Genomic DNA, 24,888 nt, shown 5'->3' on the forward strand with positions numbered 1-24,888 from the left:
GGCGACAGGGCGCGATCCCCGCAGCAGCGATCGTCAGATCGCCGCTTCCAGTCCGTTGCGAAAGTGCTCGCGCATGCGCTGCGCGGCCAGTTCGGGGTTGCGGGCCAGCAGGGCCTTCATCAGGGCGCTGTGCTCCTGCAGCGACTCCTGAAGGCGCCCGGTCTTGAACAGCGAGTTGTGGCGGTTGAGCTTCATGACCTTGCGCAGGTCGCTCACCATCTGGTCGCGCCAGCGGTTGTCGGCGATGTCCAGCACGGCCATGTGGAACCGCTCGTTGAGTTCGAAGAAGCGGGCGCGCTGGCGTTCGGGGTCGCGCGCCGCGGCTTCCAGTTCCGCGTGCAGGGCCTGCAACTGCTGCAGCTGTTCCTCGCTGGCACGCTGTGCCACCACCGCCACCGCGTCGGACTCGAGCAGCGACAGCAGGTGGTAGACGTCGCTCAGGTCCTTGTCGCTGACCTCGGTCACGTAGGCGCCACGCCGCACCTTCATGGTGATCAGGCCTTCGGCGGCCAGCACCTTGAGGGCTTCGCGCAGCGGGGTGCGGCTGATGCCCAGCTCGTCGGCGATCTTGAGTTCGTCGATCCAGCTGCCCGGCTCCAGCTCCCGGCTGAAGATGCGCTGGCGCAGGCGTTCCGCCACCTCTTCGTAAAGGGCGCGGGGGATGATGGTGGCGTCGGAGCGGGCGTCTGGCATGCGGTGCGTATTCTAACCTCTACTTAATTTTGCATCAATAATTATGAATCATGTAGAATCGCCGCACCCCTGGAAACCCTGAGTCATTGCCATGAGCACGTACGAATTCAAGCCTGCCAGCCTGTCTGATTGGGAAAAAGCCGCCGCCAAGTCGCTCAAGGACAAGCCACTGTCCAGTCTCAACTGGATCACGCCCGAAGGCATCACCGTCAAGCCGCTCTACACCGCGGAAGACACGGCCCAGCTGCCGCTGACGAACACCCTGCCGGGTTTCGAGCCTTTTCTTCGCGGCCCGCAGGCCACCATGTACGCGGTGCGCCCATGGACCATCCGCCAGTACGCCGGCTTTTCCACTGCCGAGGAATCCAACGCCTTCTACCGCAAGGCGCTGGCCGCCGGCGGGCAGGGCGTGTCGGTGGCCTTCGACCTGGCCACGCACCGCGGCTACGACAGCGACCACCCGCGCGTGACCGGCGACGTTGGCAAGGCCGGTGTGGCCATCGACAGCGTGGAGGACATGAAGATCCTGTTCGACAGCATCCCGCTGGACAAGGTCAGCGTGTCCATGACCATGAACGGCGCCGTGCTGCCGGTGCTGGCGGGCTACGTGGTGGCGGCCGAGGAGCAGGGCGTGGCGCAGGACCAGTTGTCTGGAACGATCCAGAACGACATCCTCAAAGAGTTCATGGTGCGCAACACCTACATCTACCCGCCCGAGCCGAGCATGCGCATCATCGGCGACATCATCGAGTACACGGCGCAGCACATGCCCAAGTTCAACTCGATCTCGATCTCGGGCTACCACATGCAGGAAGCCGGTGCCAACCAGGCGCTGGAGCTGGCCTTCACCCTGGCCGACGGCAAGGAGTACGTGAAGACCGCCATCGCCAAGGGCATGGACGTGGACGAGTTCGCCGGCCGGCTGAGCTTCTTCTGGGCCATCGGCATGAACTTCTACCTGGAGATCGCCAAGATGCGCGCCGGCCGCCTGCTGTGGACGCGCATCATGAAGGGCTTCAACGCCCAGAACCCCAAGAGCCTGATGCTGCGCACGCACTGTCAGACCTCGGGCTGGTCGCTGACGGAGCAGGACCCCTACAACAACGTGGTGCGCACCACCATCGAGGCCATGGCAGCGGTGTTTGGCGGCACGCAGTCGCTGCACACCAACAGCTTCGACGAAGCCATCGCCCTGCCCACCGAATTCAGCGCCCGCATCGCGCGCAACACCCAGCTCATCATCCAGGAAGAGACCCACATCACCAGCGTGGTCGATCCCTGGGCCGGCAGCTACATGATGGAGACCCTCACCAACGACATGGCTGAGAAGGCCTGGTCCATCATCGAAGAAGTCGAGAAGATGGGCGGCATGACCAAGGCCGTGGACAGCGGCTGGGCCAAACTCAAGATTGAGGCCAGCGCGGCCGAGAAGCAGGCCCGAATCGACTCCGGCAAGGACGTGATCGTTGGCGTCAACAAGTACAAGCTGAAGAAGGAGGATCCGATCGAGATCCTCGACATCGACAACGTCAAGGTGCGCGACGGCCAGATCGAACGCCTGCAGAAGATCAAGGCGACACGGGACACCGTCAAGGTGAACGCGGCGTTGGCCGCCCTGACCGCCGCCGCCGAAGCCGGTACGGGCAACCTGCTGGACCTGGCCATCCAGGCCATCCGGCTGCGCGCCACCGTGGGCGAGGTGAGCGATGCGCTGGAAAAGGTTTTTGGGCGCCACCGCGCCGACACACAAAAGGTGACCGGGGTGTACGCAGCCGCCTACGACAGCGCCGAGGGCTGGGAGCAGCTCAAGGCCGAGATCAACGAATTCGCCACCGCCCAGGGCCGCCGCCCGCGCGTGATGATCAGCAAGCTGGGCCAGGACGGCCACGACCGTGGTGCCAAGGTGGTGGCCACGGCCTTCGCCGACCTCGGTTTCGATGTCGACATGGGCCCGCTGTTCCAGACGCCCGAGGAGTGCGCTCGCCAGGCGATCGAGAACGACGTGCATGCGGTGGGCGTGTCGACGCTTGCCGCCGGCCACAAGACCTTGGTCCCGGCCATCATTGCCGAGTTGAAGAAGCAGGGCGCCGACGACATCATCGTCTTCGTCGGTGGCGTGATCCCGCGCCAGGACTACGACATGTTGTATGAGGCCGGCGTCAAGGGCATCTACGGTCCTGGCACCCCCATTCCCGCCAGCGCCAAGGACGTGCTGGAGCAGATCAAGAAGGCCATCGGGTGACCCCTGAGGCGGTTTTTGACGGCGTGGTGCGGGGGCAACCTGCCCAACAGCGGCGTGCCATGGCCAAGGCCATCACGCTGCTCGAATCGACCCGGGCGGACCACCGCCTGCAGGCCGACGCCCTGCTCACCGACCTGCTTCCCCACACCGGCCGCGCCTTCCGGTTGGGGATCAGCGGCGTGCCGGGTGTGGGCAAGAGCACCTTCATCGAGGCGCTGGGCCTGTACCTCATCGGGCTGGGCCACCGCGTGGCGGTGCTGACCATCGACCCGTCCAGCACGGTGTCGGGCGGCTCCATCCTGGGCGACAAGACGCGCATGGAACACCTGAGCGTGCATGAGCGCGCCTACATCCGCCCCAGCCCCAGCAGCGGCACGCTGGGCGGTGTGGCCGAAAAAACGCGCGAGGCCATGCTGGTCTGCGAAGCCGCCGGTTACGACGTGGTGATCGTCGAGACCGTGGGCGTGGGCCAGAGCGAGACGGCGGTGAGTGGCATGACCGACATGTTCTGTCTGCTGCAGCTGCCCAACGCGGGCGACGACCTGCAGGCGATCAAGAAGGGCGTGATGGAGCTGGCCGACCTCGTGCTCATCAACAAGGCCGACATCGACCCCGATGCCGCCACCCGCGCCGAGGCGCAGATCATGTCCAGCCTGCGCCTGCTGGGCCAGCACGGCCACCCCGAACACGCCCACCATGACGAAACCCTGTGGCACCCGCATGTGCTGCAGATCAGCGCGCTGCTGGGCCGGGGGGTTGACGGCTTCTGGTCGGCGGTGTGTCAATACCGCGATCTGCAAACCGCCAATGGCCGTTTCACCGCGCGCCGCCAGCAGCAGGCCAAGGCCTGGATGTGGGAACGCATCGACGCTGGCCTGAAGCAACGATTTCGCGCCCACGAGAAGGTGCGCGCACGGCTGGAGGCCGCCACCGCCGAGGTGCTGGCCGGCACGCTGCCGGCCTCCACCGCCGCGCGCCAGCTGCTCGACCTGTACGACTGAATTTTCTGGAGAGACCGACCATGCATGAAATCCTGGAACAACTCGAAGCCAAGCGCGCGGCCGCGCGGCTCGGCGGCGGCGAAAAACGCATCGCCGCCCAACACGCCAAGGGCAAGCTGACCGCCCGCGAGCGGCTGGAAGTGCTGCTCGACGAAGGCACCTTCGAAGAGTGGGACATGTTCGTCGAGCACCGCTGCACCGACTTCGGCATGCAGGATCAGAAGATCCCCGGCGACGGCGTGGTGACCGGCTACGGCATGATCAACGGCCGTCTGGTGTTCGTGTTCAGCCAGGACTTCACGGTCTTCGGCGGTGCGCTCTCCGAGGCCCATGCCGAGAAGATCTGCAAGGTCATGGACCAGGCCATGAAGGTTGGCGCGCCGGTGATCGGCCTCAACGATTCGGGCGGCGCGCGCATCCAGGAAGGGGTGGCTTCGCTGGGTGGTTACGCGGACGTGTTCCAGCGCAACGTGATGGCCAGCGGCGTGGTGCCGCAGATCAGCATGATCATGGGCCCCTCGGCCGGCGGCGCGGTGTATTCGCCCGCCATGACCGACTTCATCTTCATGGTCAAGGACTCAAGCTACATGTTCGTGACCGGGCCCGAGGTGGTCAAGACCGTGACCCACGAGGAAGTGACCGCCGAAGAGCTGGGCGGCGCCGTCACCCACACCACCAAGAGCGGCGTGGCCGATCTGGCCTTCGAAAACGATGTGGAGGCGCTGCTGATGCTGCGCCGTCTCTACAACTACCTGCCGCTCAACAACCGCGAGAAGGCGCCGGCGCGCCCGAGCGGCGACCCGCTGGACCGCATGGAGCTGAGCCTGGACACGCTGGTGCCCGACAACCCCAACAAGCCCTACGACATGAAGGAGCTGATCGTCAAGGTGGTGGACGACGGCGACTTCTTCGAGCTGCAGCCCGATTACGCCAAGAACATCCTGATCGGCTTTGCCCGCATGGACGGCCAGACGGTGGGCATCGTGGCCAACCAGCCGCTGGTGCTGGCCGGCTGCCTGGACATCAAGAGCTCCATCAAGGCCGCGCGCTTCGTGCGCTTCTGCGACGCCTTCAACATCCCGGTGGTGACCTTTGTGGACGTGCCCGGCTTCATGCCCGGCACCTCGCAGGAGTACGGCGGCATCATCAAGCACGGCGCCAAGCTGCTCTACGCCTACGCCGAGTGCACCGTGCCCAAGATCACCGTCATCACGCGCAAGGCCTACGGCGGCGCCTACGACGTGATGGCCTCCAAGCACCTGCGCGGTGACGTGAACCTGGCCTGGCCGAACGCCGAGATTGCGGTGATGGGCGCCAAGGGCGCGGTGGAGATCATCTTCCGCGAGGACAAGAAGGACCCGGCCAAGCTGGCCGAGCGCGAAGCCGAGTACAAGGCCCGTTTCGCCAACCCCTTTGTGGCCGGCGCGCGCGGTTTCATCGACGACGTCATCTTGCCGCACGAAACCCGCAAGCGTATCTGTCGTTCGCTGGTGATGCTCAAGGACAAGAAGCTGGAGAACCCGTGGCGCAAGCACGGGAACATTCCGCTTTAAGTTGAGTTGTGGTGCGCGCTGTGAACGTCTCTTTCGCTGGATCGGACCACCTGGGCGTTTTGCTCCGTGTCCCCCGCGCTTCGCGCTCCTCCTTTACCTGCGCAAAACGCCCAGGCGGCCCGATCCCGGTGGGTCTGTCGGGTGCGGCGTTCCGCCAAATCCCCTTCGCAGCCATGGGTGCGGGGTGCCTGTCGCAGCGAAGTCAAGGAGGAGCCGACCGCAGGTCGGCGGGGGACATGAGCGGAGGCAGGCACCGCGTGCCCATGGCGGGCACAGCAGCACATCTCCGAACCACCAACACACTTCCTCCCATTTAGGAGACTGAAATGTTCACCAAAATCCTGATCGCCAACCGTGGCGAAATCGCCTGCCGCGTGATGGCCACAGCCAAAAAAATGGGCATCGCCACGGTGGCGGTGTATTCCGAGGCCGACAAGGACGCGCGCCATGTCAAGCTGGCCGACGAGGCCGTGCACATCGGTGCCGCGCCCAGCCGCGAAAGTTACCTGGTGGCCGATCGCATCATCGCTGCCGCCAAACAGACCGGCGCCCAGGCCATCCACCCCGGCTACGGCTTCCTGAGCGAGAACGAGGCCTTTGCCAAACGCTGCGAAGACGAAGGCATCGCTTTCATCGGCCCGCGCCACTTCTCCATCGCCGCCATGGGCGACAAGATCGCCTCCAAGAAGCTGGCCCTGGAAGCCAAGGTCAACACCATCCCGGGCTGGAATGACGCCATCGAATCGGCCGAACGCGCGGTGGAGATCGCCCGCGACATCGGCTATCCCGTCATGATCAAGGCCAGCGCCGGCGGCGGCGGCAAGGGCCTGCGCGTGGCCTTCAACGACAAGGAGGCGCTGGAAGGCTTCACCAGCTGCCGCAACGAGGCGCGCAACAGCTTTGGCGACGACCGCATCTTCATCGAGAAGTTTGTCGAGCAGCCGCGCCACATCGAGATCCAGGTGCTGGGCGACAGCCACGGCAACGTGATCTACCTGAATGAACGCGAGTGCTCCATCCAGCGCCGCCACCAGAAGGTGATCGAGGAGGCGCCGTCGCCCTTCATCAGCGAGGCCACCCGCAAGGCCATGGGCGAGCAGGCGGTGCAACTGGCCAAGGCGGTCAAGTACCAGAGCGCTGGAACGGTCGAATTTGTGGTGGGCAAGAACCAGGACTTCTACTTCCTGGAAATGAACACCCGTCTGCAGGTGGAGCACCCGGTGACCGAGTGCATCACCGGCCTGGACCTGGTGGAGCTCATGATCCGCGTGGCCGCTGGCGAGCCGCTGCCGCTGACGCAGGATCAGGTCAAGCGCGAGGGTTGGGCCATCGAGTGCCGCATCAACGCCGAAGACCCGTTCCGCAACTTTCTGCCGTCCACCGGCCGCCTGGTGCGTTTCAACCCGCCGCATGAGACCATGTTCCAGGCCGACACTGCCCACCGCTACGGTGTGCGGGTGGACACCGGCGTGTACGATGGCGGCGAGATCCCGATGTACTACGACTCGATGATCGCCAAGCTCATCGTGCACGGCACCGACCGCAATGACGCCATCGCCAAGATGCGCGAGGCGCTCAACGGCTTTGTCATCCGTGGCATCAACAGCAACATCCCCTTCCAGGCGGCGCTGCTGGCGCATCCCAAGTTCACCACCGGCGAGTTCAACACCGGCTTCATCGCCGAACACTACGCCCACGGCTTTCGCGCCGAGGACGTGCCCCACGACGACACCGATTTCCTGCGTGCCATCGCCGCCTTCGTGCGCCGCAAATCGCGCGAGCGCGCCAGCGGCCTGTCCGGCCAGCTGCCGGGCTATGGCGTCAAGGTGGGCAAGGACTACGTGGTGGTGTCGCTGTCGGCCACCGGCGAACACGCCTACGCGCCGGTGCACGTGGACGAGTTCGTGGGCGAGACCGGCTACGCCTCGGTCACCGTCAACGACAAGCGCTACAAGATCACCTGCAACTCGCGCCTGAACGATGTGCGCATCGAAGGCGTGTGCAACGGCAGCCCCTTCGTGGCCCAGATCGAGCGTGGCACGGCGCGCAACCCGCTGGCCCTGGTGGTGCAGCACAACGGCACCAAGCTGGAGACCATGGTGGTGTCCCCGCGCATGGCCCAGCTGCATGAGCTGATGCCCTTCAAGGCGCCGCCCGACATGAGCAAGTACGTGCTCTCGCCCATGCCCGGCCTGCTGGTGGAAGTGGCCGTCCAGCCGGGCCAGAAGGTGCAGGCCGGTGAACGTGTGGCCGTGATCGAGGCCATGAAGATGGAAAACGTGTTGTTTGCCGCCGCCGACGGCGTGGTGGGCAAGGTGCTGGCCGCCAAGGGCGACTCGCTGGTGGTGGACCAGGCCATCGTGGAGTTTGCGTGATGAGCCCCCACGCTTCACCGCTGCGCGGGTCGCTGCCCCCCGAGGAGGCTGATCCGGCTTGGGGCGGCCCGGCGCCGGATCGCGTTGCCTCGCGTCCCTTCAAGGTGCTGGGCATCCAGCAGATCGCCATCGGTGGTCCCGACAAAGCACGGCTGCAGAAGCTCTGGGTCGACATGCTGGGCCTGGAGGTGACGGGCACTTTCAAGAGCGAGCGCGAGAACGTGGACGAGGACATCTGCGCCATCGGCAGCGGCCCGTTCAAGGTCGAGGTCGACCTGATGCAGCCGCTGGACCCCGACAAGAAGCCCGCGGTGCACACCACGCCGCTCAACCACATCGGCCTGTGGATCGACGACCTGCCCAAGGCTGTCGAATGGCTCAGCGCGCAGGGTGTTCGTTTTGCCCCCGGCGGCATACGCAAGGGCGCGGCGGGCTTTGACATCACCTTCCTGCACCCCAAGGCCAGCGACGAATTCCCCATCGCTGGCGAGGGCGTGCTGGTCGAGCTGGTGCAGGCGCCGCCCGAGGTCGTGCGGGCCTTTGCCGCGCTGCGGTAAGTCCGGCGTCAGGACGCGTAACTTTCGGTTTTTGGCCGAAGTTGCACGCTATAGTTTGCTGAAATGTCAAACAGGGGCCCGGTGACGATGGTGTTGCCGGGCTTTTGCTCTGGCCCTTCTGCACCGCGGAGACACCTTGGACACCCTACACGAATCACTGGGCTTCTGGCGGCCGGGCATCGGGCTGGCGCGCAAGGCACGTTTCCCGGTGAAGCTGGGTGGCATGGCGGTGGTGGTGTTGCTGCCGGTCCTCGTGGCCGCCGTGCTGCTGCTGGTGCGCCAGCAGAAGGCCATCGATGCCACCCGTGCCGAGATCGAAGGGGTGGTGACGGTGTCGCCAGCGATGGAGGTGCTCACCCTGGTGCAAAAGCACCGTGGACAGACCAACGTGTTCCTGTCGGGCGGGCAGGCGGTGCTGCCCGAACTGACCCAGACCGGCGAGCAACTGGCGCGTGCCGTCGCGGCGCTGAACACGCGCATCGCGGGCAACCGTTCTTTTGATGTCGCCGCCCCGTGGCGGCCCCTGCAGGAGCGCCTGCAACGCCTGCCCACCGAGAGTCGCGCGGCGACCGCGCCCGCCAGCTTCGCGATGCACAGTGCCCTCGTGGCCGACCTGCGGCGTTTCGTCTATGCCACGGCCGAGGCGTCGCAGCTCTTGTTCGACGCCGTGCCCCAGACCTTTCTGCTCATGGACAACGTGGTCGTGCGCACCATCCCCCTGACGGAGCTGCTGGGGCAGATGCGGGGCGCCGGCGCCGGGCTGCTGGCCCAGGCGCAGCCCGATGCGGGGGGGGCGGCGGCCATGCGCCTGCGGGTCCAGCAGCTGAACGACATGCTGGCCGACCAGAAACATGCCTTGGCGCTGCTGGCGAAAGCCGGGCTGAACGAGCTCAAGAGCGACGAGGCCATGGACACCGCACAGCGTTTCGGACAGACCGCCGCCGAGCGTTTTGCCGATGGCGCGCCCGGCGGCAATGCGCCGGCTTATTTCGCGGCCGGCACCCAGGCCATCGAGCAACTGCTCCAGGTGCAGGCCGGGATGGCCAAGCGGCTCGAAGCGCAGTTGCGGGCGCGCGAACACAGCCTGTCGACCGAGCGGCTGACACTGATCGTGGTCCTGTTGGCCGGTTTGGCGGTCCTGCTGTACGGCCTGCTCAGCGTCTACCGCAGTCTCATGATCGACCTGCGCCGCTTGGCTTACGCCATGAACGAGCTGGCTTCGGGCAACCTGCGGGTGACGGCCCACGTGCGGGCCAAGGACGAGATCGGCGAGTTGGCGGTGCTGCTGCAGAAGATGATCTCCAACGTGTCCTCCATGGTGGCCGCGGTGGGCAGCGACGCGGCGCTGGTGGCCCATGCGGGCCAGCAGCTGGTGACCGGCAACCGCCAGTTGTCGGAGCGCACCGAGCAGCAGGCCGCCAACCTGGAGCAGACCTCGGCCAGCCTGCAGGAGCTGGCGTCGACGGTGCAGAAAAACGCCAGCACCGCGCTGGAGGTGGACGGGCAGGCGGGCAAGTTGCGGGGCATCGCCGAATCGGGTGCTCAGGTCATGACGGCGGCGGTCGGTTCGGTCGAGGCCATCCAGCGCAGCGCCCACCGCATGAACGAAATCATCGGCGTCATCGATGGCCTGGCTTTCCAGACCAACATTCTGGCGCTCAACGCCGCCGTGGAAGCGGCGCGGGCGGGCGAGGCGGGGCGGGGCTTCGCGGTGGTGGCCAGCGAGGTGCGTTCGCTGGCGCAGCGCTCGGGCGAGAGCGCGCGCGAGATCCGCAACCTGATCCAGACCTCGTCGGCACAGGTGGAGACCAGCGTGGGCCAGATCCGCGCGGCGGGGCAAGGCATGGCCCAGATCCTGGACGGCACGCGTGGCGTGTCGACCAACATCTCCAATATCTCGGTGGCCAGTGCCGAGCAGAACACCAGCGTGCAGGAAATATCCACCGCGGTGAAGCAGTTGGACGACATCACCCAGCGCAACGCCCAGATGGTGGAGGTGGCGGTGCGCCAATCCGAGAGCCTGGAGACACGCGCGGTGTCCCTGTCCTCCGCCATCAACAGCTTCAAGCTGCAGCAGGGCGTGGCCGCGGAGGCGCTGGCCCTGGTCGAGCGTGCCCATGCCCACCGGCGGGGTGCCGGCTCGCGCGATCAGTACCTGCGCAGCCTGACCGATCCGGCCAGCAAGTTCTTCGAGCGCGACATGTACGTGTTTGCATTGACCGACGACGGCACCTATGTGGCCTTTGGCGGCAACCCGTCCAAGGTGGGCACCAGGGTGCAGGACGTGGCAGGGATCGACGGCAACGCGCTGATCGCGGCCATCGTCGAGCAGGCCGAGTTGGGCCCGGGTTGGGTGGAGTACGACATCGTCAACCCCACCAGCGGTCGGGTGCAGCCCAAGATGTCCTATGTGATGAAGGTGGACGACCTCTACATTGGCTGCGGCGTCTACAAGACGCTGGCCTGAGCGGGCGCTCAGCCGCCCTGGCGGGCGCGGGCCTTGGCCAGCGCGGCCTCGATCAGGGACTTCTTGCGGTCCAGCACCTCGGGATCGGTGATGCGGGAATGGCCGGCCAGATCGGCCAGTTTGGCCTGGGCTTCCTGTTGCTTGTGCTCGCGCTGCTCGGCCTGGGTGCGCGCCACGCGCGCCTGGTGGGCAACATAGCGTTCGCGTGCCTGTTGTGCCTGCGTGGGTGACCACGCGGCCCAGCCCGTGGCGCCGGGGCTGGCGTCGACCAGCTCGATGCAGTCGACCGGGCAGACCGGAATACACAGCTCGCAACCGGTGCACCAGGGCTCGATCACCGTGTGCATGCGCTTGTTGGCGCCGACGATGGCATCGGTCGGGCAGGCCTTGATGCACAAGGTGCAGCCGATGCACCAGGCCTCGTCGATCACGGCCAGGCGCAGGGGGCCTTCGGTACCGTGGCTGGCGCTCAGCGGCAGTGGCGCACGGCCGGTGAGCGCGGCCAGGCGGGCGATGCCTTCGGCACCGCCGGGCGGGCACTGGTTGATGCCGGCCTCGCCGCTGGCCATGGCCTGGGCGTAGGCCGCGCAGTCGGGGTAGCCGCAGCGGGTGCACTGCGTCTGGGGCAACGCGTCGTTCAGGCGCGCCGCCAGCTCCCCGGTGTCCACCGAGTTCACTTGCCGCTGGCGGCCTTCTTGCGCGTGGGCGCAACGGCCTTCTTGGTGGGCGCTTTGGGTGCGTTTTTGGCGACGGCCGGCTTGGTGGCGGCCACTGCTGCGGCCTTGGTCACGGTGGGGGCTGCGACCTTGGCCACCACGGGGGCGGCAGGCGCGGCAACCGCAACCACCACCGGCGCGGGGACCGGCTTCGCTTCGACGACGGGCGCGGGCTGGTGGGCCCGGATGAAGGTTTTCACCACCGGGTACACCGTTTCGCGCCAGCGGCGGCCGCTGAAGATGCCGTAGTGGCCGGCACCCTTGGCTTCCAGGTGCATCTGGTGCGTCTTGGCGATGCCGGTGCACAGGTCATGGGCCGCGGCGGTCTGTCCCGAGCCCGAGATGTCGTCCAGCTCGCCCTCGACGGTCAGCAGCCCGGTGTGGGTGATGTCCTCCGGGCGCACGCGCTCGAGCTTGCCCTGCGGGTTCTTCACGTCCCAGGTGCCGTTGACGAGCTTGAATTCCTGGAACACGGTCTCGATGGTTTCCAGGTAGTAGTCGGCGTCCATGTCGAGCACGGCGTTGTACTCGTCGTAGAACTGCCGGTGGGCCTCGGCGCTCTCGTTGTCGCCCTTGATCAGGTCCTTGAAGTAGTCGTAGTGGCTGGACGCGTGTCGGTCCGGGTTCATGGCCACGAAGCCGGTGTGCTGCAGAAAGCCGGGGTAGACGCGGCGGCCCGCACCCGGGAAGTTGCTTGGCACGCGGTAGATCACGTTGTGCTCGAACCAGGCGTGGCTGCGCTGGGTGGCCAGGTTGTTGACGGCCGTGGGCGACTTGCGCGCATCGATGGGGCCGCCCATCATGGTCATGGACAGCGGAGTGGTCTCGCCGCGCGAGGCCATCAGCGACACCGCCGCCAGCACCGGCACGGTGGGCTGGCACACGCTCATCACGTGGCAGTTGCCGTAGGTCTTCTGGATGTGGCGGATGAATTCCTGCACGTAGTTCACGTAGTCGTCGAGGTGGAACTCACCCTCGGACAGCGGTACCAGGCGGGCGTTTTTCCAGTCGGTGATGTAGACCTTGTGGTCCTTCAACATGGTCTTGACGGTGTCGCGCAGCAGCGTGGCGTAGTGGCCCGACAGCGGTGCCACCACCAGCACCACCGGCTGGCCCTTGAGCTTGTCCAGCGTGGGCAGGTCGTCGGAGAAGCGTTTGAAGCGGCGCAGCTCGCAGAACGGCTTGTTGATCTCGATGCGCTCGTGGACCGCCACGTCCACCCCGTCCACGTCCACCGTGCGCAGGCCGAATTCCGGCTTTTCGTAGTCCTTGCCCAGGCGGTGCATGAGGTCGAAGCCGGCCGAGATGCGCTGCGCCATCGGCATCTGCCCCAGCGGCGACAACGGGTTGTTGTAGAGCTTGGAGGCCGTTTGGGCCAGGTCCGAAAACGGCTCCATCAGCGAGCGGTGGGTTTCGTACATCTGGTAGAGCATGAGGGATCTCCGGGTAAAAATGCTGCAGTGCAATATAACAGGCTTGTCTGACGTCTGCTTCACCCAACACGCCGATTTGCCATGTTTGACATTCTCGCTGCCCACCAGCGACAACGCCACCCAGAGGTGGCGTTGGATGCTGTCTCCTGGGTGACTCAGGCCACCTGGGCGATGGCCTTGCAGACGTAGTCGATGTTCTTGCTGTTGAGCGCGGCCACACACATGCGGCCGGTGTCGGTGCCGTAGACACCGAACTCATTGCGCAGGCGCACCATTTGCTCCTTGCTCAGGCCGGAGTAGCTGAACATGCCGATCTGGCTGGTGATGAAGGACATGTCCTGCTTCACGCCCGCGGCCTTCAGACCGTCGACCAAGGTCTGGCGCATGGCCTTGATGCGCACGCGCATTTCGGCCAGTTCCTGTTCCCACTGCGCGCGCAGCTCGGGGTTGTTGAGCACCGCTGCCACGACGGCGCCGCCGTGGATGGGCGGGTTGCTGTAGTTGGTGCGGATGGCGATCTTGAGCTGCGACAGCACGCGGTCGGCCTCGGCCTTGTCCGCGCACAGCACCGACAAGGCGCCCACGCGCTCGCCGTACAGGCTGAAGCTCTTGGAGAAGGAGGTCGAGACGAAGAAGTCCAGGCCAGCGGCGACGAACTTCTGGATCACGGCGCCGTCTTCGGCGATGCCATGGCCAAAGCCCTGGTAGGCCATGTCCAGGAAAGGGGTCAGGCCACGGGCCTTGACGGTGGCGATCACCTGGTCCCATTGGGCGGCCGTGATGTCGTAGCCGGTCGGGTTGTGGCAGCAGGCGTGCAGCACCACGATGGTGCCGGGGGCGGCTGCGTTGAGGCTGGCCAGCATGCCGTCGAAGTTGACGCCGCGCTTGTCGGCGTCGTAATAGGCATAGCTGCCGACCTCGAAGCCGGCGTTGGTGAACAGGGCGCGGTGGTTTTCCCAACTCGGGTCGGAGATCAGCACTTGGGCGTTGGGGCTGACCTTCTTGAGGAAGTCGGCACCGATCTTCAGGCCGCCGGTGCCACCGATGGCCTGCACCGTGGCCACGCGGCCGCTCTTGACCGGTTCGCTGTCGGCCCCGAACACCAGGCCCTTGACCGCGGCGTCGTAGGCGGCAATGCCGTCGATGGGCAGGTAGCCACGGGCGGCCGGCTTGTCCATCATGGCCTTCTCGGCGGCCTGCACACACTGCAGCAGCGGCAGCTTGCCGTTGTCGTCGAAGTACACACCCACGCCCAGGTTGACCTTGTTGGGGTTGGTGTCGGCAGCAAATTGCTCGTTCAGACCCAGGATGGGGTCGCGGGGGGCCATTTCGACGGCAGAGAACAAAGACATGGTGATCTTGAGTTGGGGGGTGGACAAGGGGGCGCTTGCTGACCGCTGGTGAAACGGCCAGCCTGCGATTTTACGGCGCCGCCGGCCCACCCCTGGCGGTTGGGTGGATGGACGGGGCCGGCCGTGCGGAGGCCGTGGCCTGGAAGGCCTGCTGCTCGAAACGGTTGCCGCGGTAGGCGCCCCGGCCTTGCAGCCAGGCCCAGAGGCTGGCGGCGGGGTAGGCCAGCAGAAACAGGGGCCCCCAGGCCTCGAACTGCGCCACGTGGACATGTTCGTGCGTCCGCAGCGCCGCCAGGCTGTCGCCGCTGATGCCCACGATGACCTGGCCCAGGGTCACCGCCACAAAGGGCAGGGCGCCCAGGCGCGAGCGGGCGGGCAGCGCGCCTGGATGGACGCAGAACTCCAGGGTGTGGCCGAGGCGGTGGACCCGGCCACCCAGGCCGAGCACCGCCACGCCCAGCAGCAGGCCCAGGGCCGAGCACGGCGATGCCCAGACCATGCGCAGGCCGCGTGACAATGCAGGGAGCCGTTGTCTGGCCGTTCGCCGACCCAGATGCTGTTCGGTGGCGGGCACGGTGACGCTCAGCCTGCCTGGCAGACGAAGGAATCGCCAATCAGCGGTGCGTCGGCAGCGTACCGGGCGCTGGGTCGCCACCCTGAATCGGCGAGGAGTTGCGTCAGGAAGGCGGGGTGGTAGAAACACATGCCGCCGTTGCGCCGCGGGCTTCTGTCCTCGAACGACGCGATGCCCTCGTCCAGGAAACAGGTGAGGAAAAGGCGACCGGTCGGTTTCACGTACCGCCGCAACAGGGCCAGGATATGCTTGGCGTCGTCCGGGTGCTGGTGGGTCAGGACCGAGAACATGGCGGCGATGTCGAAATGCTTCTGCGGCAGCGGAAGGACCGTTTGGGCATCCAGTAGGGTGCCGCCATCGGGGTTGTAGAGTGGGTGCCGGACGTCGAGCAGATGGTAGGAGAACCGGGGGTCTTTCACGTGGGCGCGAAGGAACTCGATCATGTCGCTGAAGCAGTCGACGCCCACGTACTGCCCGAAAGGCAGTTTCAGGTTCAGGATGGCCTGCGAGAAGCGCACGCCGCAACCGAAGTCGAGCACGGCTTGTTCCGTGTAGTCACGCAGCCCGAGGCGCAGCTGCATGAGCTGCAGGAGAAACTGGCCGCTTTGCTCCGGGGTCATCAGTGATGCCACCTTGGATGAGTTCCGGTTGAATTTTTCCGGTACGGCGAGGGTGGGGCGCTTCTTCCAGAACATACCGATGGGTTCATTGGGTGAGAAAGGACGAACGGACGCGCCTGTTCTGAGCGGTCCGAGCGCTTGGGGTTGGCAGATACCATTGACGCCAGCGGCGCCGATCTTGCCACGAACGTGCCGGTCGACGGGCGGGCCGTGCCCATCCGTTGGAGGCGTTGTGAAAGTTGAGGAACCGAATGTCAGAGTTGTCAGAGGCCGTGGGCGTGTTCGAGCGTTTCGAGGGCTCGCCGTTTGAATTGTTCATGCCCTATCCCCCGGCGGGCGATCAGCCGGAGGCGATCCGCCAGCTGGTCGAGGGCATCAACGATGGCGAGGTGTTCCAGACCCTGCTGGGCGTGACGGGCTCGGGCAAGACCTTCACCATGGCCAACGTGATCGCCCGCTTGGGGCGCCCTGCCATCGTGTTCGCGCCCAACAAGACGCTGGCGGCCCAGCTCTACAGCGAATTCCGCGAGTTCTTTCCCAAAAACGCGGTCGAGTACTTCGTCAGCTACTACGACTATTACCAGCCCGAGGCCTATGTGCCGCAGCGCGACCTGTTCATCGAGAAGGACAGCGCCATCAACGAGCACATCGAGCAGATGCGCCTGAGCTGCACCAAGAGCTTGCTGGAGCGGCGCGACGTGGTGATCGTGGCCACGGTGTCGGCCATCTACGGCATCGGCAAACCCGAGAGCTACCACCAGATGGTGATGACGCTGCGGGTGGGCGACAAGGTCGGCCAGCGCGACGTGATCGCGCAACTGGTGCGCATGCAGTACGCCCGCAACGAGCAGGATTTCTCGCGTGGCAAGTTCCGCGTGCGCGGCGACACCATCGACGTCTTCCCGGCCGAACACTCGGAGCTGGCCATCCGCATCGAGCTGTTCGACGACGAGGTCGAGACGCTGCAGCTGTTCGACCCGCTGACCGGGCGCGTCAAGCAGAAGATCCCGCGTTTCACCGTCTACCCCAGCAGCCACTACGTGACACCCCGCGAGCAGGTGCTGATGGCGGTGGAGTCGATCAAGACCGAGCTGGCCCAGCGCCTCCAGGAGCTGGTGGGCATGGGCAAGCTGGTGGAAGCGCAGCGGCTCGAGCAGCGCACCCGCTTCGACCTCGAGATGCTCAGCGAGGTCGGCCACTGCAAGGGCATCGAGAACTACACCCGCCACCTCAGCGGTGCCGCGCCCGGCGAGCCGCCCAGCACGCTGACCGACTACCTGCCGCGCGACGCGCTGATGTTCCTGGACGAGAGCCATGTGCTGATCGGCCAGTTCGGCGGCATGTACAACGGCGATCGCGCGCGCAAGACCACCCTGGTGGAGTACGGATTTCGCCTGCCCAGCGCAATGGACAACCGGCCGCTCAAGTTCGACGAGTTCGAGACCAAGATGCGCCAGGTGGTGTTTGTCTCCGCCACGCCGGCCGACTACGAAAAGAACCACGCCGGCCAGGTGGTGGAGCAGCTGGTGCGCCCCACCGGCCTGGTCGATCCGCTGGTCGAGGTGCGGCCCGCCATCCACCAGGTGGACGACGTGCTGCAGGAAATCCGCGTCCGCGTCGACAAGAACGAACGGGTGCTGATCACCACGCTGACCAAGCGCATGGCCGAGCAGCTGACCGATTACCTGACGGAAAACGGCGTCAAGGTGCGCTACCTGCACAGCGACGTGGACACGGTCGAGCGGGTCGAGATCCTGCGCGACCTGCGCCTGGGCACCTTCGACGTGCTGGTGGGCATCAACCTGCTGCGCGAGGGTCTGGATATACCCGAGGTCTCGCTGGTGGCCATCCTGGACGCCGACAAGGAGGGTTTCCTGCGTTCCGAGCGAAGCCTGATCCAGACCATTGGCCGCGCGGCGCGCAACCTCAACGGACACGCCATCCTCTACGCCGATCGCATCACCGACTCGATGCGCAAGGCCATCGGCGAAACCGAGCGCCGCCGTGCCCGGCAGGTGGCCTTCAACGAGGCCAACGGCATCACGCCGCGTGGCGTGGTCAAGCGCATCAAGGACCTGATCGATGGCGTCTACAGCGAGAAGGCGGGGCTGGAGGCCGAGCGGCTGGAGCAGGCGGCGCAACAGCAGGCGCGGGTGGAAGACATGTCCGAGAAGGACATCGCGCGCGAAATCAAGCGGCTGGAGAAGCAGATGATGGAGCACGCACGCGAGCTCGAATTCGAGAAGGCGGCGCGCGTGCGCGACGAGTTGTCCCAGCTCAAGCGCCTTGCCTTCGGTGCGGTGCTGCACGACAATGTGACGCCGGCGTCCGATTCGTGACCGATCAGTCGCAATGCCGAGTAAAACACTGGGTCTTGTGCTATAATCGACTAAAATAGTCAGACAAAAGCTTTGACATGTTGTCGGTCGACGCTCGCCGCGCAACAGCAAACAGGTGAAAAGCCGGGGCGGATGGAGAACAGGACCTTGATGCGCCATGGGTGCGCACAGGGAGTCAACGGAATCAAGCCAACCAAAGGAGCTTGGTATGCGCCTCACAACCAAAGGCCGCTTTGCGGTCACCGCCATGATCGATCTGGCCCTGCGCCAGAGCAACGGTCCGGTCACGCTCGCGGCCATCAGCCAGCGTCAGCATATTTCGCTGTCCTACCTGGAGCAGCTGTTTGGCAAGCTGCGTCGCCACGAACTGGTCGAGTCCACCCGTGGGCCTGGCGGCGGCTACACCCTGGGCCGCAAGGCGGCTGACATCACGGTGGCCGATATCATTGTCTCGGTGGACGAACCCATCGATGCCACCCAGTGTGGTGGCAAGGAAAACTGTTTGGGCGAGGGCAGCCGGTGCATGACCCACGAGCTGTGGGCCGCGCTCAATTCGCGCATGGTCGATTTCCTGGATTCCATCAGCCTGCAGAAGCTGGTCGATGAGCAGCTGGCCAAGGGCCTGGTGATTGAAAATGCCCCCTCGGTCAAGCGCGCCATCTCCAGCGCGCCGGTGGTCAAGCCCATCCGCGTCAACGCGCCCAACTCGGTGTTCGCGCTCGGCGCCGCCATGTCCAAGTAAATCCCCGGGTGTGCCGGGGCGCCCCGACGGGGCGCTGCCGCATGCCAATTTGTTTCAAGCATCGAACCCATGACCACGCCGCACTTCCCCATTTACATGGACTACAGCGCCACCAACCCCTGCGACCCGCGGGTGGTGGACGCCATGATTCCCTGGTTGCGTGAGCACTTTGGCAACCCGGCATCGCGCAGCCACGCTTGGGGCTGGGAAGCCGAGAAGGCTGTCGAGACCGCGCGCGAACAGGTCGCGGCGCTGATCCATGCCGATCCGCGGGAAATCGTCTGGACCAGCGGTGCGACCGAGTCCAACAACCTGGCTCTCAAGGGTGCGGCCCAGTTCTACAAGAGCAAGGGCAAGCACCTCATCACGGTGAAGACCGAGCACAAGGCCGTGCTCGACACCATGCGCGAGCTGGAGCGCCAGGGCTTTGAAGTCACCTACCTCGACGTGCAATCCGATGGCATGCTTGACCTCGAGGCCTTCAAGGCGGCGATCCGCCCGGACACCATCCTGGCCTCGGTCATGTTCGTGAACAACGAGATCGGTGTCATCCAGGACATCCCCGCCATCGGCGCCATCTGCCGTGAAAAGGGCGTGATCTTTCACGTCGACGCGGCGCAGGCCACCGGCCGGGTCGACATCGACCTGCAGACGCTGCCGGTCGACCTGATGAGCCTGACCAGCCACAAGACCTACGGGCCCAAGGGCATCGGCGCGCTGTACGTGCGTCGCAAGCCGCGCATCCGCATCGAGGCGCAGATGCACGGCGGTGGTCACGAGCGTGGCATGCGTTCGGGCACGCTGCCCACCCACCAGTGCGTGGGCATGGGCGAGGCCTACCGCATCGCCAAGGAAGAGATGCACGCCGAGAACCAGCGCATCCGTGCCCTGCACGACCGCATGGTCAATGGCCTGAAGGACATCGAGGAAGTGTTCATCAATGGCCACGAGACGCACCGCGTGCCGCACAACCTCAACATGAGCTTCAACTACGTCGAAGGCGAGTCGCTGATCATGGGCATCAAGGGCTTGGCGGTCTCGTCGGGTTCGGCCTGTACGTCGGCCAGCCTGGAGCCCAGCTACGTGCTGCGCGCCCTGGGCCGCAGCGACGAGCTGGCCCACAGCAGCCTGCGCATGACGATCGGCCGCTGGACGACTGAACAAGAGATCGATTACGCGATCCAAACCATCAAGGAGAACGTTGCCAAGCTGCGCGAGTTGTCGCCGCTCTGGGAAATGTTCAAAGACGGCATCGACCTGTCCACGATCCAATGGGCAGCTCACTGAAGGAGAAATACCATGGCTTATTCTGAAAAGGTCGTTGACCACTACGAAAACCCCCGCAACGTCGGCAGCTTTGACAAAGGCGACGACAGCGTGGGCACTGGCATGGTGGGCGCGCCCGCCTGCGGCGACGTGATGAAGCTGCAGATCAAGGTCAACCCGCAGACCGGTGTCATCGAGGACGCCCGCTTCAAGACCTACGGCTGTGGCTCCGCCATCGCCTCCAGCTCGCTGGTGACCGAATGGGTCAAGGGCAAGACACTGGACCAGGCGGCGGCGCTGAAGAACAGCGAGATCGCCGAGGAACTGGCGCTGCCGCCGGTCAAGATCCACTGCTCCATCCTGGCCGAAGACGCCATCAAGGCGGCGGTGGACGACTACCGCAAGAAGCACACCCATTGATGCCAGTTGGGCGTCGGGTACCGGCCGTTGCGCGGGTTCGCGCCGACGTGGGCCCCACGCTGAACGCTCAACCCTGAACGCCGAACCGCCATGTCCGTCACCATCACCGAAGCCGCCGCGCGGCACGTCACCAAATACATCAGCCGCCGCGGCAAGGGCGTGGGTGTGCGCCTGGGCGTCAAGACCACCGGCTGCTCGGGCCTGGCCTACAAGCTGGAGTATGCCGACGAGATCGCGCCGGAAGACGTGGTGTTTGAAGGCAATGGTGTCAAGGTGCTGGTCGATCCCAAGAGCCTGGCCTACATCGATGGCACCGAGCTCGACTTCGTGCGCGAGGGCCTGAACGAAGGCTTCAAGTTCCACAACCCCAACGAACGCGACAAGTGCGGCTGCGGCGAGTCTTTCCGTGTCTGAGCCTTCGGTCGCAGGGCCGCTGAACCTGCAGTCCAACGACTTCGCTCTGTTCGGTCTGTCGGAACGTTTCGAGCAGGACCGCGCCACCCTCGACCAGCGCTGGAAAGACCTGCAGCGCCAGGTCCACCCCGACCGCTTTGCCGCCGATGCCGCCACCGCCCAGCGTCTGGCCATGCAGTGGTCGGTGCGCATCAACGAGGCCTACCAGCGCCTGAAAAACCCGCTCAAGCGCGCCGCCTACCTGTGCGAACTGCGTGGTGTTCCGGTGCAGGCCGAGAACAACACCGCCATGCCGGCGGCCTTCCTGATGCAGCAGATGGAATGGCGCGAGGCGCTGGAGGATGCGTCGTCGGCCGACGAGCTGTTGGCGCTGGAAGCGCAAACCCATGCCGCCGCGCGCGAATGGACCGCGCAGGTGGCGCAGGCGCTGGACGCCGACCAGGACCCCGCGCGCGCCGCGCAGGGGGTGAGAGCCCTGATGTTTGTTGAGCGTTTTGCGAGCGAGGTCGCGGACCGGCTCGATCAACAGGGACAATAGCCGTTTATCCCGATTCCCACTGGCGCCGCATCGCCGGCGTCCCTTCCATGGCATTGCTGCAGATTTCCGAACCCGGCCAGTCGCCCGACCCGCACCAGCGGCGCATCGCCGTGGGCATTGACCTGGGCACCACCCACTCCCTGGTGGCTGCCGTGCGCCACGGCGTGGCCGAGTGCCTGCCCGATGACCAGGGCCGCGTCATCCTGCCCAGTGTGGTGCGCTATCTGGCCACCGGCCAGGGCAGTGGGCGCCAGATCGGCTTCGACGCCCTGGCCGCTCAGGTCGATGACCCGGCCAACACCATCAGCTCGGTCAAGCGCCTCATGGGCCGCCGGCTGGCCGATGTGGCGGACGCCGCGCGCCTGCCCTACACCGTGCTGGACCGCCCGGGCATGGCGGCTGTCGCCACCGTGGCGGGTGAAAAAAGCCCGGTCGAGGTGAGTGCCGAGATCCTGGCCACGCTGCGTTTTCGCGCCGAGGACAGCTTCGACGACGAACTCTTCGGCGCCGTCATCACGGTGCCGGCCTATTTCGACGATGCCCAGCGCCAGGCCACCAAGGACGCGGCCCAGATGGCCGGCCTCAAGGTCCTGCGCCTGATCAACGAACCCACGGCCGCGGCCATCGCCTACGGGCTGGACAACGCCAGCGAAGGCGTCTACGCCATCTACGACCTGGGCGGCGGCACCTTCGACGTGTCCATCCTGCGCCTCACCCGGGGGGTGTTCGAGGTCATGGCCACCGGCGGCGACTCGGCCCTGGGCGGCGACGACTACGACCGCGCCCTCGCCGACTGGGTGCTGGCCGCCACCGGCCACACCGCCCGCGCCACCGATTTCAGTGCCGGCGAACGCGCCCTGTTGATGCGCGAGGCGCGCCGCTGCAAAGAGGCGCTGTCGTCGGTGGACACCACAGGCGGTGTGGCCTTTGACGTGACCCTGCCGTCGCTGCACCTGACGCAGGCCGTGACGCCCGCCGATTTTGCCCAGGCCACCCGTGCCCTGACCGAGCGCACCATCGCCGCCGCCCGCAAGGTGCTGCGCGACGCCCAGGTCGACAAGACCGAGGTGAAGGGCGTGGTGATGGTGGGTGGCTCCACCCGCATGCCGGTGGTGCGCCGCGCCGTGGCCGATTTTTTCGGCACCGAGCCACTGATCAACCTCAATCCCGACGAGGTGGTGGCGCTGGGCGCGGCCATCCAGGCCAACCAGCTCGCGGGCAACAACCCGCAGGGCGACTTGCTGCTGCTCGATGTGATTCCGCTGTCCCTGGGCATCGAGACCATGGGGGGCCTGGTCGAGCGCATCGTGCCGCGCAACAGCCCGATTCCCACCGCCCTGGCGCAGGACTTCACCACCTTCAAGGATGGGCAGACCGCGCTCGCCATCCATGTGGTGCAGGGCGAACGCGACCTGGTGGCCGATTGCCGCAGCCTGGCGCGCTTCGAGCTGCGGGGCATCCCGCCCATGTCGGCCGGTGCCGCGCGCATCCGCGTGACCTTCACCATCGACGCCGACGGCCTGCTCAGCGTGTCCGCCAGGGAGCAGGGCACGGGCGTGGAGGCGCGGGTGGACGTGAAGCCGTCCTATGGCCTGAGCGACGAGCAGATCGCCGCCATGCTGCAGGACGGTTTTGCCACCGCCCAGCAGGATATGGTGGCGCGTGCCCTGGTCGAGGCCCGCGTGGACGCCGAGCGCATGCGCCTGGCCACCCACAGCGCGCTGTCCGCCGATGGCGATTTGCTCGATGCCGATGAGCGCGCCACCATCGACGCCTTGATTGAAACCTTGGCGAAAGTGGAGCGCAGCGACGACGCGGCCGCCATCGAAGCCGCCACCCAGGCCCTGGCCAAGGGCACGGAAGCCTTTGCGGCCTTGCGCATGAACCGGGGCATTGCCCAAGCCCTCGCGGGCAAAAACGTGGAGAGTCTCTGATATGCCCGTCATCAAAATCCTGCCGCATCCCGAATACTGCCCCCAGGGCGCCAGCGTGCAGGCGCCGGCCGGCACCACCATCTGCGAGGCGCTGCTGGAGAACGACATCGCCATCGAGCACGCTTGCGACATGAGCTGTGCCTGCACCACCTGCCACGTCATCGTGCGTGAGGGCTTCAGCAGCCTGAACGACATGGAAGAAGGCGAGGAAGACCTGCTGGACCGTGCCTGGGGCCTGGAGCCCAACTCGCGCCTGAGTTGCCAGGCCATCCTGGCGCAGAAGGACTTGGTGGTGGAGATACCCAAGTACTCCATCAACCACGCGAAAGAAAAGCACTGACCGGGGCCAAGGCATGTCACGCCAAATCGTTCTTGACACCGAAACCACCGGCTTGTCGGCGCAGAACGGCGACCGCATCATCGAGATCGGTTGCGTCGAATTGCTGCACCGCAAGCTGACCGGGCGCAACCTGCATTTCTACGTCAACCCGGAACGCGACAGCCACGAAGATGCGCTGCGGGTGCACGGCATCAGCAACGAGTTCCTGCGCGACAAGCCCAAGTTCGCGGCCATTGCCGACGAGCTGGCGGACTACCTGCAGGGCGCCGAGCTGATCATCCACAACGCGCCCTTCGACATCGGTTTCCTGAACAAGGAAATGGAGTTGCTGGGGCGCCCGCCCATCACCCGCCTCGTGGGCGGTGTGACCGACACCCTGGTGATGGCCAAGGAGATGTTCCCGGGCAAGCGCAACAGCCTGGACGCCCTGTGTGACCGGCTGGAGGTGGACAATTCCGGCCGCACCCTGCACGGCGCCCTGCTTGATGCCGAGTTGCTGGCCGATGTCTACATCAACATGACGCGGGGCCAGAACGCCCTGGTGATGGAGCTGGAGACCACCGAGCAGGTGGGTGGGGTGGACGTGCCCCAGATCGACCTGAGCCGCTTTGACCTGCCGGTGCCCCGCGCCAGCGAGAGTGAGTTGCTGGCGCACGAGGCCCTGCTCGCGGACCTGGACAAGGCGACCAAGGGCAAGACACTGTGGCGTGTGTTGGAGCCGCAGCAGGCTGTCGCGTGATTTTTTGTGCCACTTCTAAAAGTCCCAAAAATCACGCTATAATTTGAGGCTCGCGACACAGCAACAACAAACAGGTTGCATCGAATCGCGACAGAGTTTGGGTCGTTAGCTCAGGGGTAGAGCACCACATTCACACTGTGGGGGTCGGAGGTTCGAAGCCTCCACGACCCACCAAATTCAAGCAAAAAGGCCACGCAGACGCGTGGCCTTTTTCATTGTTGCGCTCCGTCGGCGCCGTCACCGGATGGCCGTCACCAGGCCGATGTTGATCACGTCGGCCGGGCGCCAGTAAATGGGCGTGCGGCAATCGGCCTGCGCCATCACCTGGAACACCGCCTCGGCCGTGGTCGACGGCAGCATGGCGCGCAGGTAGCGTGTCAGGGTCAGCGCCTGGGCGCGGCTGATCTCGGCGTCACAGCGGCTAGCGCCGAAGTCGGCGTCGGGAGGCACCCGTGAAATGCCCAGGCGGGCCAGCGGCGCCGCGCTGCCCAGCACGCGTTGGCGGGCGGGCGCGGACCCCCCCCCCCAACAGGGGAGGGAGTGGCGGCCCCGCGGCCCCCGGGGGGTGTTGTT

Annotated in this window: 22 protein-coding genes and 1 tRNA gene; 16 read left to right on the forward strand and 7 right to left on the reverse strand. The window is 65.8% G+C overall.

Features of this window, described 5'->3' with window-relative positions; all coding sequences use genetic code 11:
• Positions 1-33: 33 nt before the first annotated feature.
• The gene (locus AAHB17_RS01060) at positions 34-693 is read right to left on the reverse strand and encodes a GntR family transcriptional regulator (RefSeq protein ID WP_342128557.1); all 660 of its coding nucleotides are present in this window, start codon (positions 691-693) and stop codon (positions 34-36) included.
• Positions 694-784: 91 nt separating this feature from the next.
• Between AAHB17_RS01060 and scpA the strand changes: the two genes are divergently transcribed.
• From scpA to AAHB17_RS01090, 6 genes are all read left to right on the forward strand, one after another.
• Positions 785-2,935 carry a methylmalonyl-CoA mutase gene (gene scpA, locus AAHB17_RS01065; RefSeq protein WP_342128558.1) on the forward strand — a complete coding sequence of 717 codons (2,151 nt, stop codon included), beginning with the start codon at positions 785-787 and terminating at the stop codon, positions 2,933-2,935.
• Positions 2,932-3,936 carry a methylmalonyl Co-A mutase-associated GTPase MeaB gene (gene meaB, locus AAHB17_RS01070; RefSeq protein WP_342128559.1) on the forward strand — a complete coding sequence of 335 codons (1,005 nt, stop codon included), beginning with the start codon at positions 2,932-2,934 and terminating at the stop codon, positions 3,934-3,936. The genes scpA and meaB overlap by 4 nt, the downstream gene beginning before the upstream one ends.
• A gap of 20 nt (positions 3,937-3,956) precedes the next feature.
• Positions 3,957-5,489: an acyl-CoA carboxylase subunit beta gene (locus tag AAHB17_RS01075; protein WP_342128561.1), complete on the forward strand. Its 1,533-nt coding sequence runs from the start codon at positions 3,957-3,959 to the stop codon at positions 5,487-5,489.
• A gap of 326 nt (positions 5,490-5,815) precedes the next feature.
• Entirely contained in the window at positions 5,816-7,864 is a 2,049-nt protein-coding gene (gene accC, locus AAHB17_RS01080) for an acetyl-CoA carboxylase biotin carboxylase subunit (protein WP_342128562.1), read from the forward strand.
• On the forward strand, positions 7,864-8,421 hold the full coding sequence (locus AAHB17_RS01085) for a VOC family protein (protein ID WP_342128563.1): 558 nt from the start codon (positions 7,864-7,866) through the stop codon (positions 8,419-8,421). The genes accC and AAHB17_RS01085 overlap by 1 nt, the downstream gene beginning before the upstream one ends.
• A 136-nt stretch (positions 8,422-8,557) precedes the next feature.
• A complete protein-coding gene (locus AAHB17_RS01090; protein ID WP_342128564.1) occupies positions 8,558-10,888 on the forward strand; it encodes a methyl-accepting chemotaxis protein in 2,331 nt (776 codons plus the stop codon).
• 8 nt (positions 10,889-10,896) lie between these two features.
• On the opposite strand, the gene rsxB is transcribed toward AAHB17_RS01090, so the two are convergent.
• The 5 genes from rsxB to AAHB17_RS01115 form a co-directional block, all read right to left on the reverse strand.
• A complete protein-coding gene (rsxB, locus tag AAHB17_RS01095; RefSeq protein ID WP_342128565.1) occupies positions 10,897-11,565 on the reverse strand; it encodes an electron transport complex subunit RsxB in 669 nt (222 codons plus the stop codon).
• The gene (locus AAHB17_RS01100) at positions 11,562-13,037 is read right to left on the reverse strand and encodes a polyhydroxyalkanoate depolymerase (protein WP_342128566.1); all 1,476 of its coding nucleotides are present in this window, start codon (positions 13,035-13,037) and stop codon (positions 11,562-11,564) included. Before AAHB17_RS01100 ends, rsxB begins: the two co-directional genes overlap by 4 nt.
• A 155-nt stretch (positions 13,038-13,192) precedes the next feature.
• Entirely contained in the window at positions 13,193-14,389 is a 1,197-nt protein-coding gene (locus AAHB17_RS01105) for an amino acid aminotransferase (RefSeq protein WP_342128567.1), read from the reverse strand.
• A 70-nt stretch (positions 14,390-14,459) separates the two neighbouring features.
• The gene (locus AAHB17_RS01110; RefSeq protein ID WP_342128568.1) at positions 14,460-14,888 is read right to left on the reverse strand and encodes a signal peptide prediction; all 429 of its coding nucleotides are present in this window, start codon (positions 14,886-14,888) and stop codon (positions 14,460-14,462) included.
• Positions 14,889-14,971: 83 nt separating this feature from the next.
• Positions 14,972-15,658, reverse strand: a complete 687-nt coding sequence (locus tag AAHB17_RS01115) for a class I SAM-dependent methyltransferase (RefSeq protein WP_342128569.1) — start codon at positions 15,656-15,658, stop codon at positions 14,972-14,974.
• Positions 15,659-15,834: 176 nt separating this feature from the next.
• Here AAHB17_RS01115 and uvrB point away from each other — a divergent pair, with 176 nt between their 5' ends.
• The 10 genes from uvrB to AAHB17_RS01165 all read left to right on the forward strand — a co-directional run bounded on the left by uvrB (position 15,835) and on the right by AAHB17_RS01165 (position 24,489).
• A complete protein-coding gene (gene uvrB / locus AAHB17_RS01120) occupies positions 15,835-17,922 on the forward strand; it encodes an excinuclease ABC subunit UvrB (RefSeq protein WP_342128570.1) in 2,088 nt (695 codons plus the stop codon).
• Positions 17,923-18,130: 208 nt separating this feature from the next.
• The gene (iscR, locus tag AAHB17_RS01125; RefSeq protein ID WP_342128572.1) at positions 18,131-18,664 is read left to right on the forward strand and encodes a Fe-S cluster assembly transcriptional regulator IscR; all 534 of its coding nucleotides are present in this window, start codon (positions 18,131-18,133) and stop codon (positions 18,662-18,664) included.
• 69 nt (positions 18,665-18,733) lie between these two features.
• Positions 18,734-19,951: an IscS subfamily cysteine desulfurase gene (locus tag AAHB17_RS01130; RefSeq protein WP_342128573.1), complete on the forward strand. Its 1,218-nt coding sequence runs from the start codon at positions 18,734-18,736 to the stop codon at positions 19,949-19,951.
• A 12-nt stretch (positions 19,952-19,963) separates the two neighbouring features.
• A complete protein-coding gene (gene iscU, locus AAHB17_RS01135; protein WP_342128574.1) occupies positions 19,964-20,350 on the forward strand; it encodes a Fe-S cluster assembly scaffold IscU in 387 nt (128 codons plus the stop codon).
• Between the two features lie 90 nt (positions 20,351-20,440).
• A complete protein-coding gene (iscA, locus tag AAHB17_RS01140; protein ID WP_342128575.1) occupies positions 20,441-20,764 on the forward strand; it encodes an iron-sulfur cluster assembly protein IscA in 324 nt (107 codons plus the stop codon).
• Between the two features lie 19 nt (positions 20,765-20,783).
• A complete protein-coding gene (gene hscB, locus AAHB17_RS01145) occupies positions 20,784-21,302 on the forward strand; it encodes a Fe-S protein assembly co-chaperone HscB (RefSeq protein ID WP_342128584.1) in 519 nt (172 codons plus the stop codon).
• 47 nt (positions 21,303-21,349) lie between these two features.
• The gene (gene hscA, locus AAHB17_RS01150; RefSeq protein ID WP_342128576.1) at positions 21,350-23,236 is read left to right on the forward strand and encodes a Fe-S protein assembly chaperone HscA; all 1,887 of its coding nucleotides are present in this window, start codon (positions 21,350-21,352) and stop codon (positions 23,234-23,236) included.
• A gap of 1 nt (position 23,237) precedes the next feature.
• Positions 23,238-23,576 (forward strand): ISC system 2Fe-2S type ferredoxin, encoded by a 339-nt coding sequence (gene fdx, locus AAHB17_RS01155; protein ID WP_342128577.1) that lies wholly within the window; start codon positions 23,238-23,240, stop codon positions 23,574-23,576.
• A 13-nt stretch (positions 23,577-23,589) separates the two neighbouring features.
• Positions 23,590-24,315, forward strand: a complete 726-nt coding sequence (dnaQ, locus tag AAHB17_RS01160) for a DNA polymerase III subunit epsilon (RefSeq protein ID WP_342128578.1) — start codon at positions 23,590-23,592, stop codon at positions 24,313-24,315.
• Positions 24,316-24,414: 99 nt separating this feature from the next.
• Positions 24,415-24,489 (forward strand) — tRNA-Val (locus tag AAHB17_RS01165).
• A 63-nt stretch (positions 24,490-24,552) separates the two neighbouring features.
• Here the strand turns inward: AAHB17_RS01165 and AAHB17_RS01170 are convergent.
• Positions 24,553-24,888: hypothetical protein (locus AAHB17_RS01170; protein WP_342128579.1), on the reverse strand; the 336-nt coding region annotated here is incomplete at its 5' end.

The organism is Hydrogenophaga sp. OTU3427 (assembly GCF_038440225.1).
GTDB lineage: Bacteria > Pseudomonadota > Gammaproteobacteria > Burkholderiales > Burkholderiaceae_C > Hydrogenophaga.

Excerpts from the sequence above, each read along its gene's own strand:
- iscA (WP_342128575.1), top strand. The coding sequence starts at position 20,441 with ATGTCCGTCACCATCACCGAAGCCGCCGCGCGGCACGTCACCAAATAC.
- iscU (WP_342128574.1), top strand. The coding sequence starts at position 19,964 with ATGGCTTATTCTGAAAAGGTCGTTGACCACTACGAAAACCCCCGCAAC.
- accC (WP_342128562.1), top strand. The coding sequence starts at position 5,816 with ATGTTCACCAAAATCCTGATCGCCAACCGTGGCGAAATCGCCTGCCGC.
- AAHB17_RS01085 (WP_342128563.1), top strand. The coding sequence starts at position 7,864 with ATGAGCCCCCACGCTTCACCGCTGCGCGGGTCGCTGCCCCCCGAGGAG.
- iscR (WP_342128572.1), top strand. The coding sequence starts at position 18,131 with ATGCGCCTCACAACCAAAGGCCGCTTTGCGGTCACCGCCATGATCGAT.
- AAHB17_RS01060 (WP_342128557.1), bottom strand. The coding sequence starts at position 693 with ATGCCAGACGCCCGCTCCGACGCCACCATCATCCCCCGCGCCCTTTAC.
- AAHB17_RS01075 (WP_342128561.1), top strand. The coding sequence starts at position 3,957 with ATGCATGAAATCCTGGAACAACTCGAAGCCAAGCGCGCGGCCGCGCGG.
- AAHB17_RS01100 (WP_342128566.1), bottom strand. The coding sequence starts at position 13,037 with ATGCTCTACCAGATGTACGAAACCCACCGCTCGCTGATGGAGCCGTTT.
- AAHB17_RS01115 (WP_342128569.1), bottom strand. The coding sequence starts at position 15,658 with ATGTTCTGGAAGAAGCGCCCCACCCTCGCCGTACCGGAAAAATTCAAC.
- AAHB17_RS01105 (WP_342128567.1), bottom strand. The coding sequence starts at position 14,389 with ATGTCTTTGTTCTCTGCCGTCGAAATGGCCCCCCGCGACCCCATCCTG.
- hscA (WP_342128576.1), top strand. The coding sequence starts at position 21,350 with ATGGCATTGCTGCAGATTTCCGAACCCGGCCAGTCGCCCGACCCGCAC.
- AAHB17_RS01130 (WP_342128573.1), top strand. The coding sequence starts at position 18,734 with ATGACCACGCCGCACTTCCCCATTTACATGGACTACAGCGCCACCAAC.
- scpA (WP_342128558.1), top strand. The coding sequence starts at position 785 with ATGAGCACGTACGAATTCAAGCCTGCCAGCCTGTCTGATTGGGAAAAA.
- AAHB17_RS01110 (WP_342128568.1), bottom strand. The coding sequence starts at position 14,888 with ATGGTCTGGGCATCGCCGTGCTCGGCCCTGGGCCTGCTGCTGGGCGTG.
- fdx (WP_342128577.1), top strand. The coding sequence starts at position 23,238 with ATGCCCGTCATCAAAATCCTGCCGCATCCCGAATACTGCCCCCAGGGC.
- uvrB (WP_342128570.1), top strand. The coding sequence starts at position 15,835 with ATGTCAGAGTTGTCAGAGGCCGTGGGCGTGTTCGAGCGTTTCGAGGGC.
- dnaQ (WP_342128578.1), top strand. The coding sequence starts at position 23,590 with ATGTCACGCCAAATCGTTCTTGACACCGAAACCACCGGCTTGTCGGCG.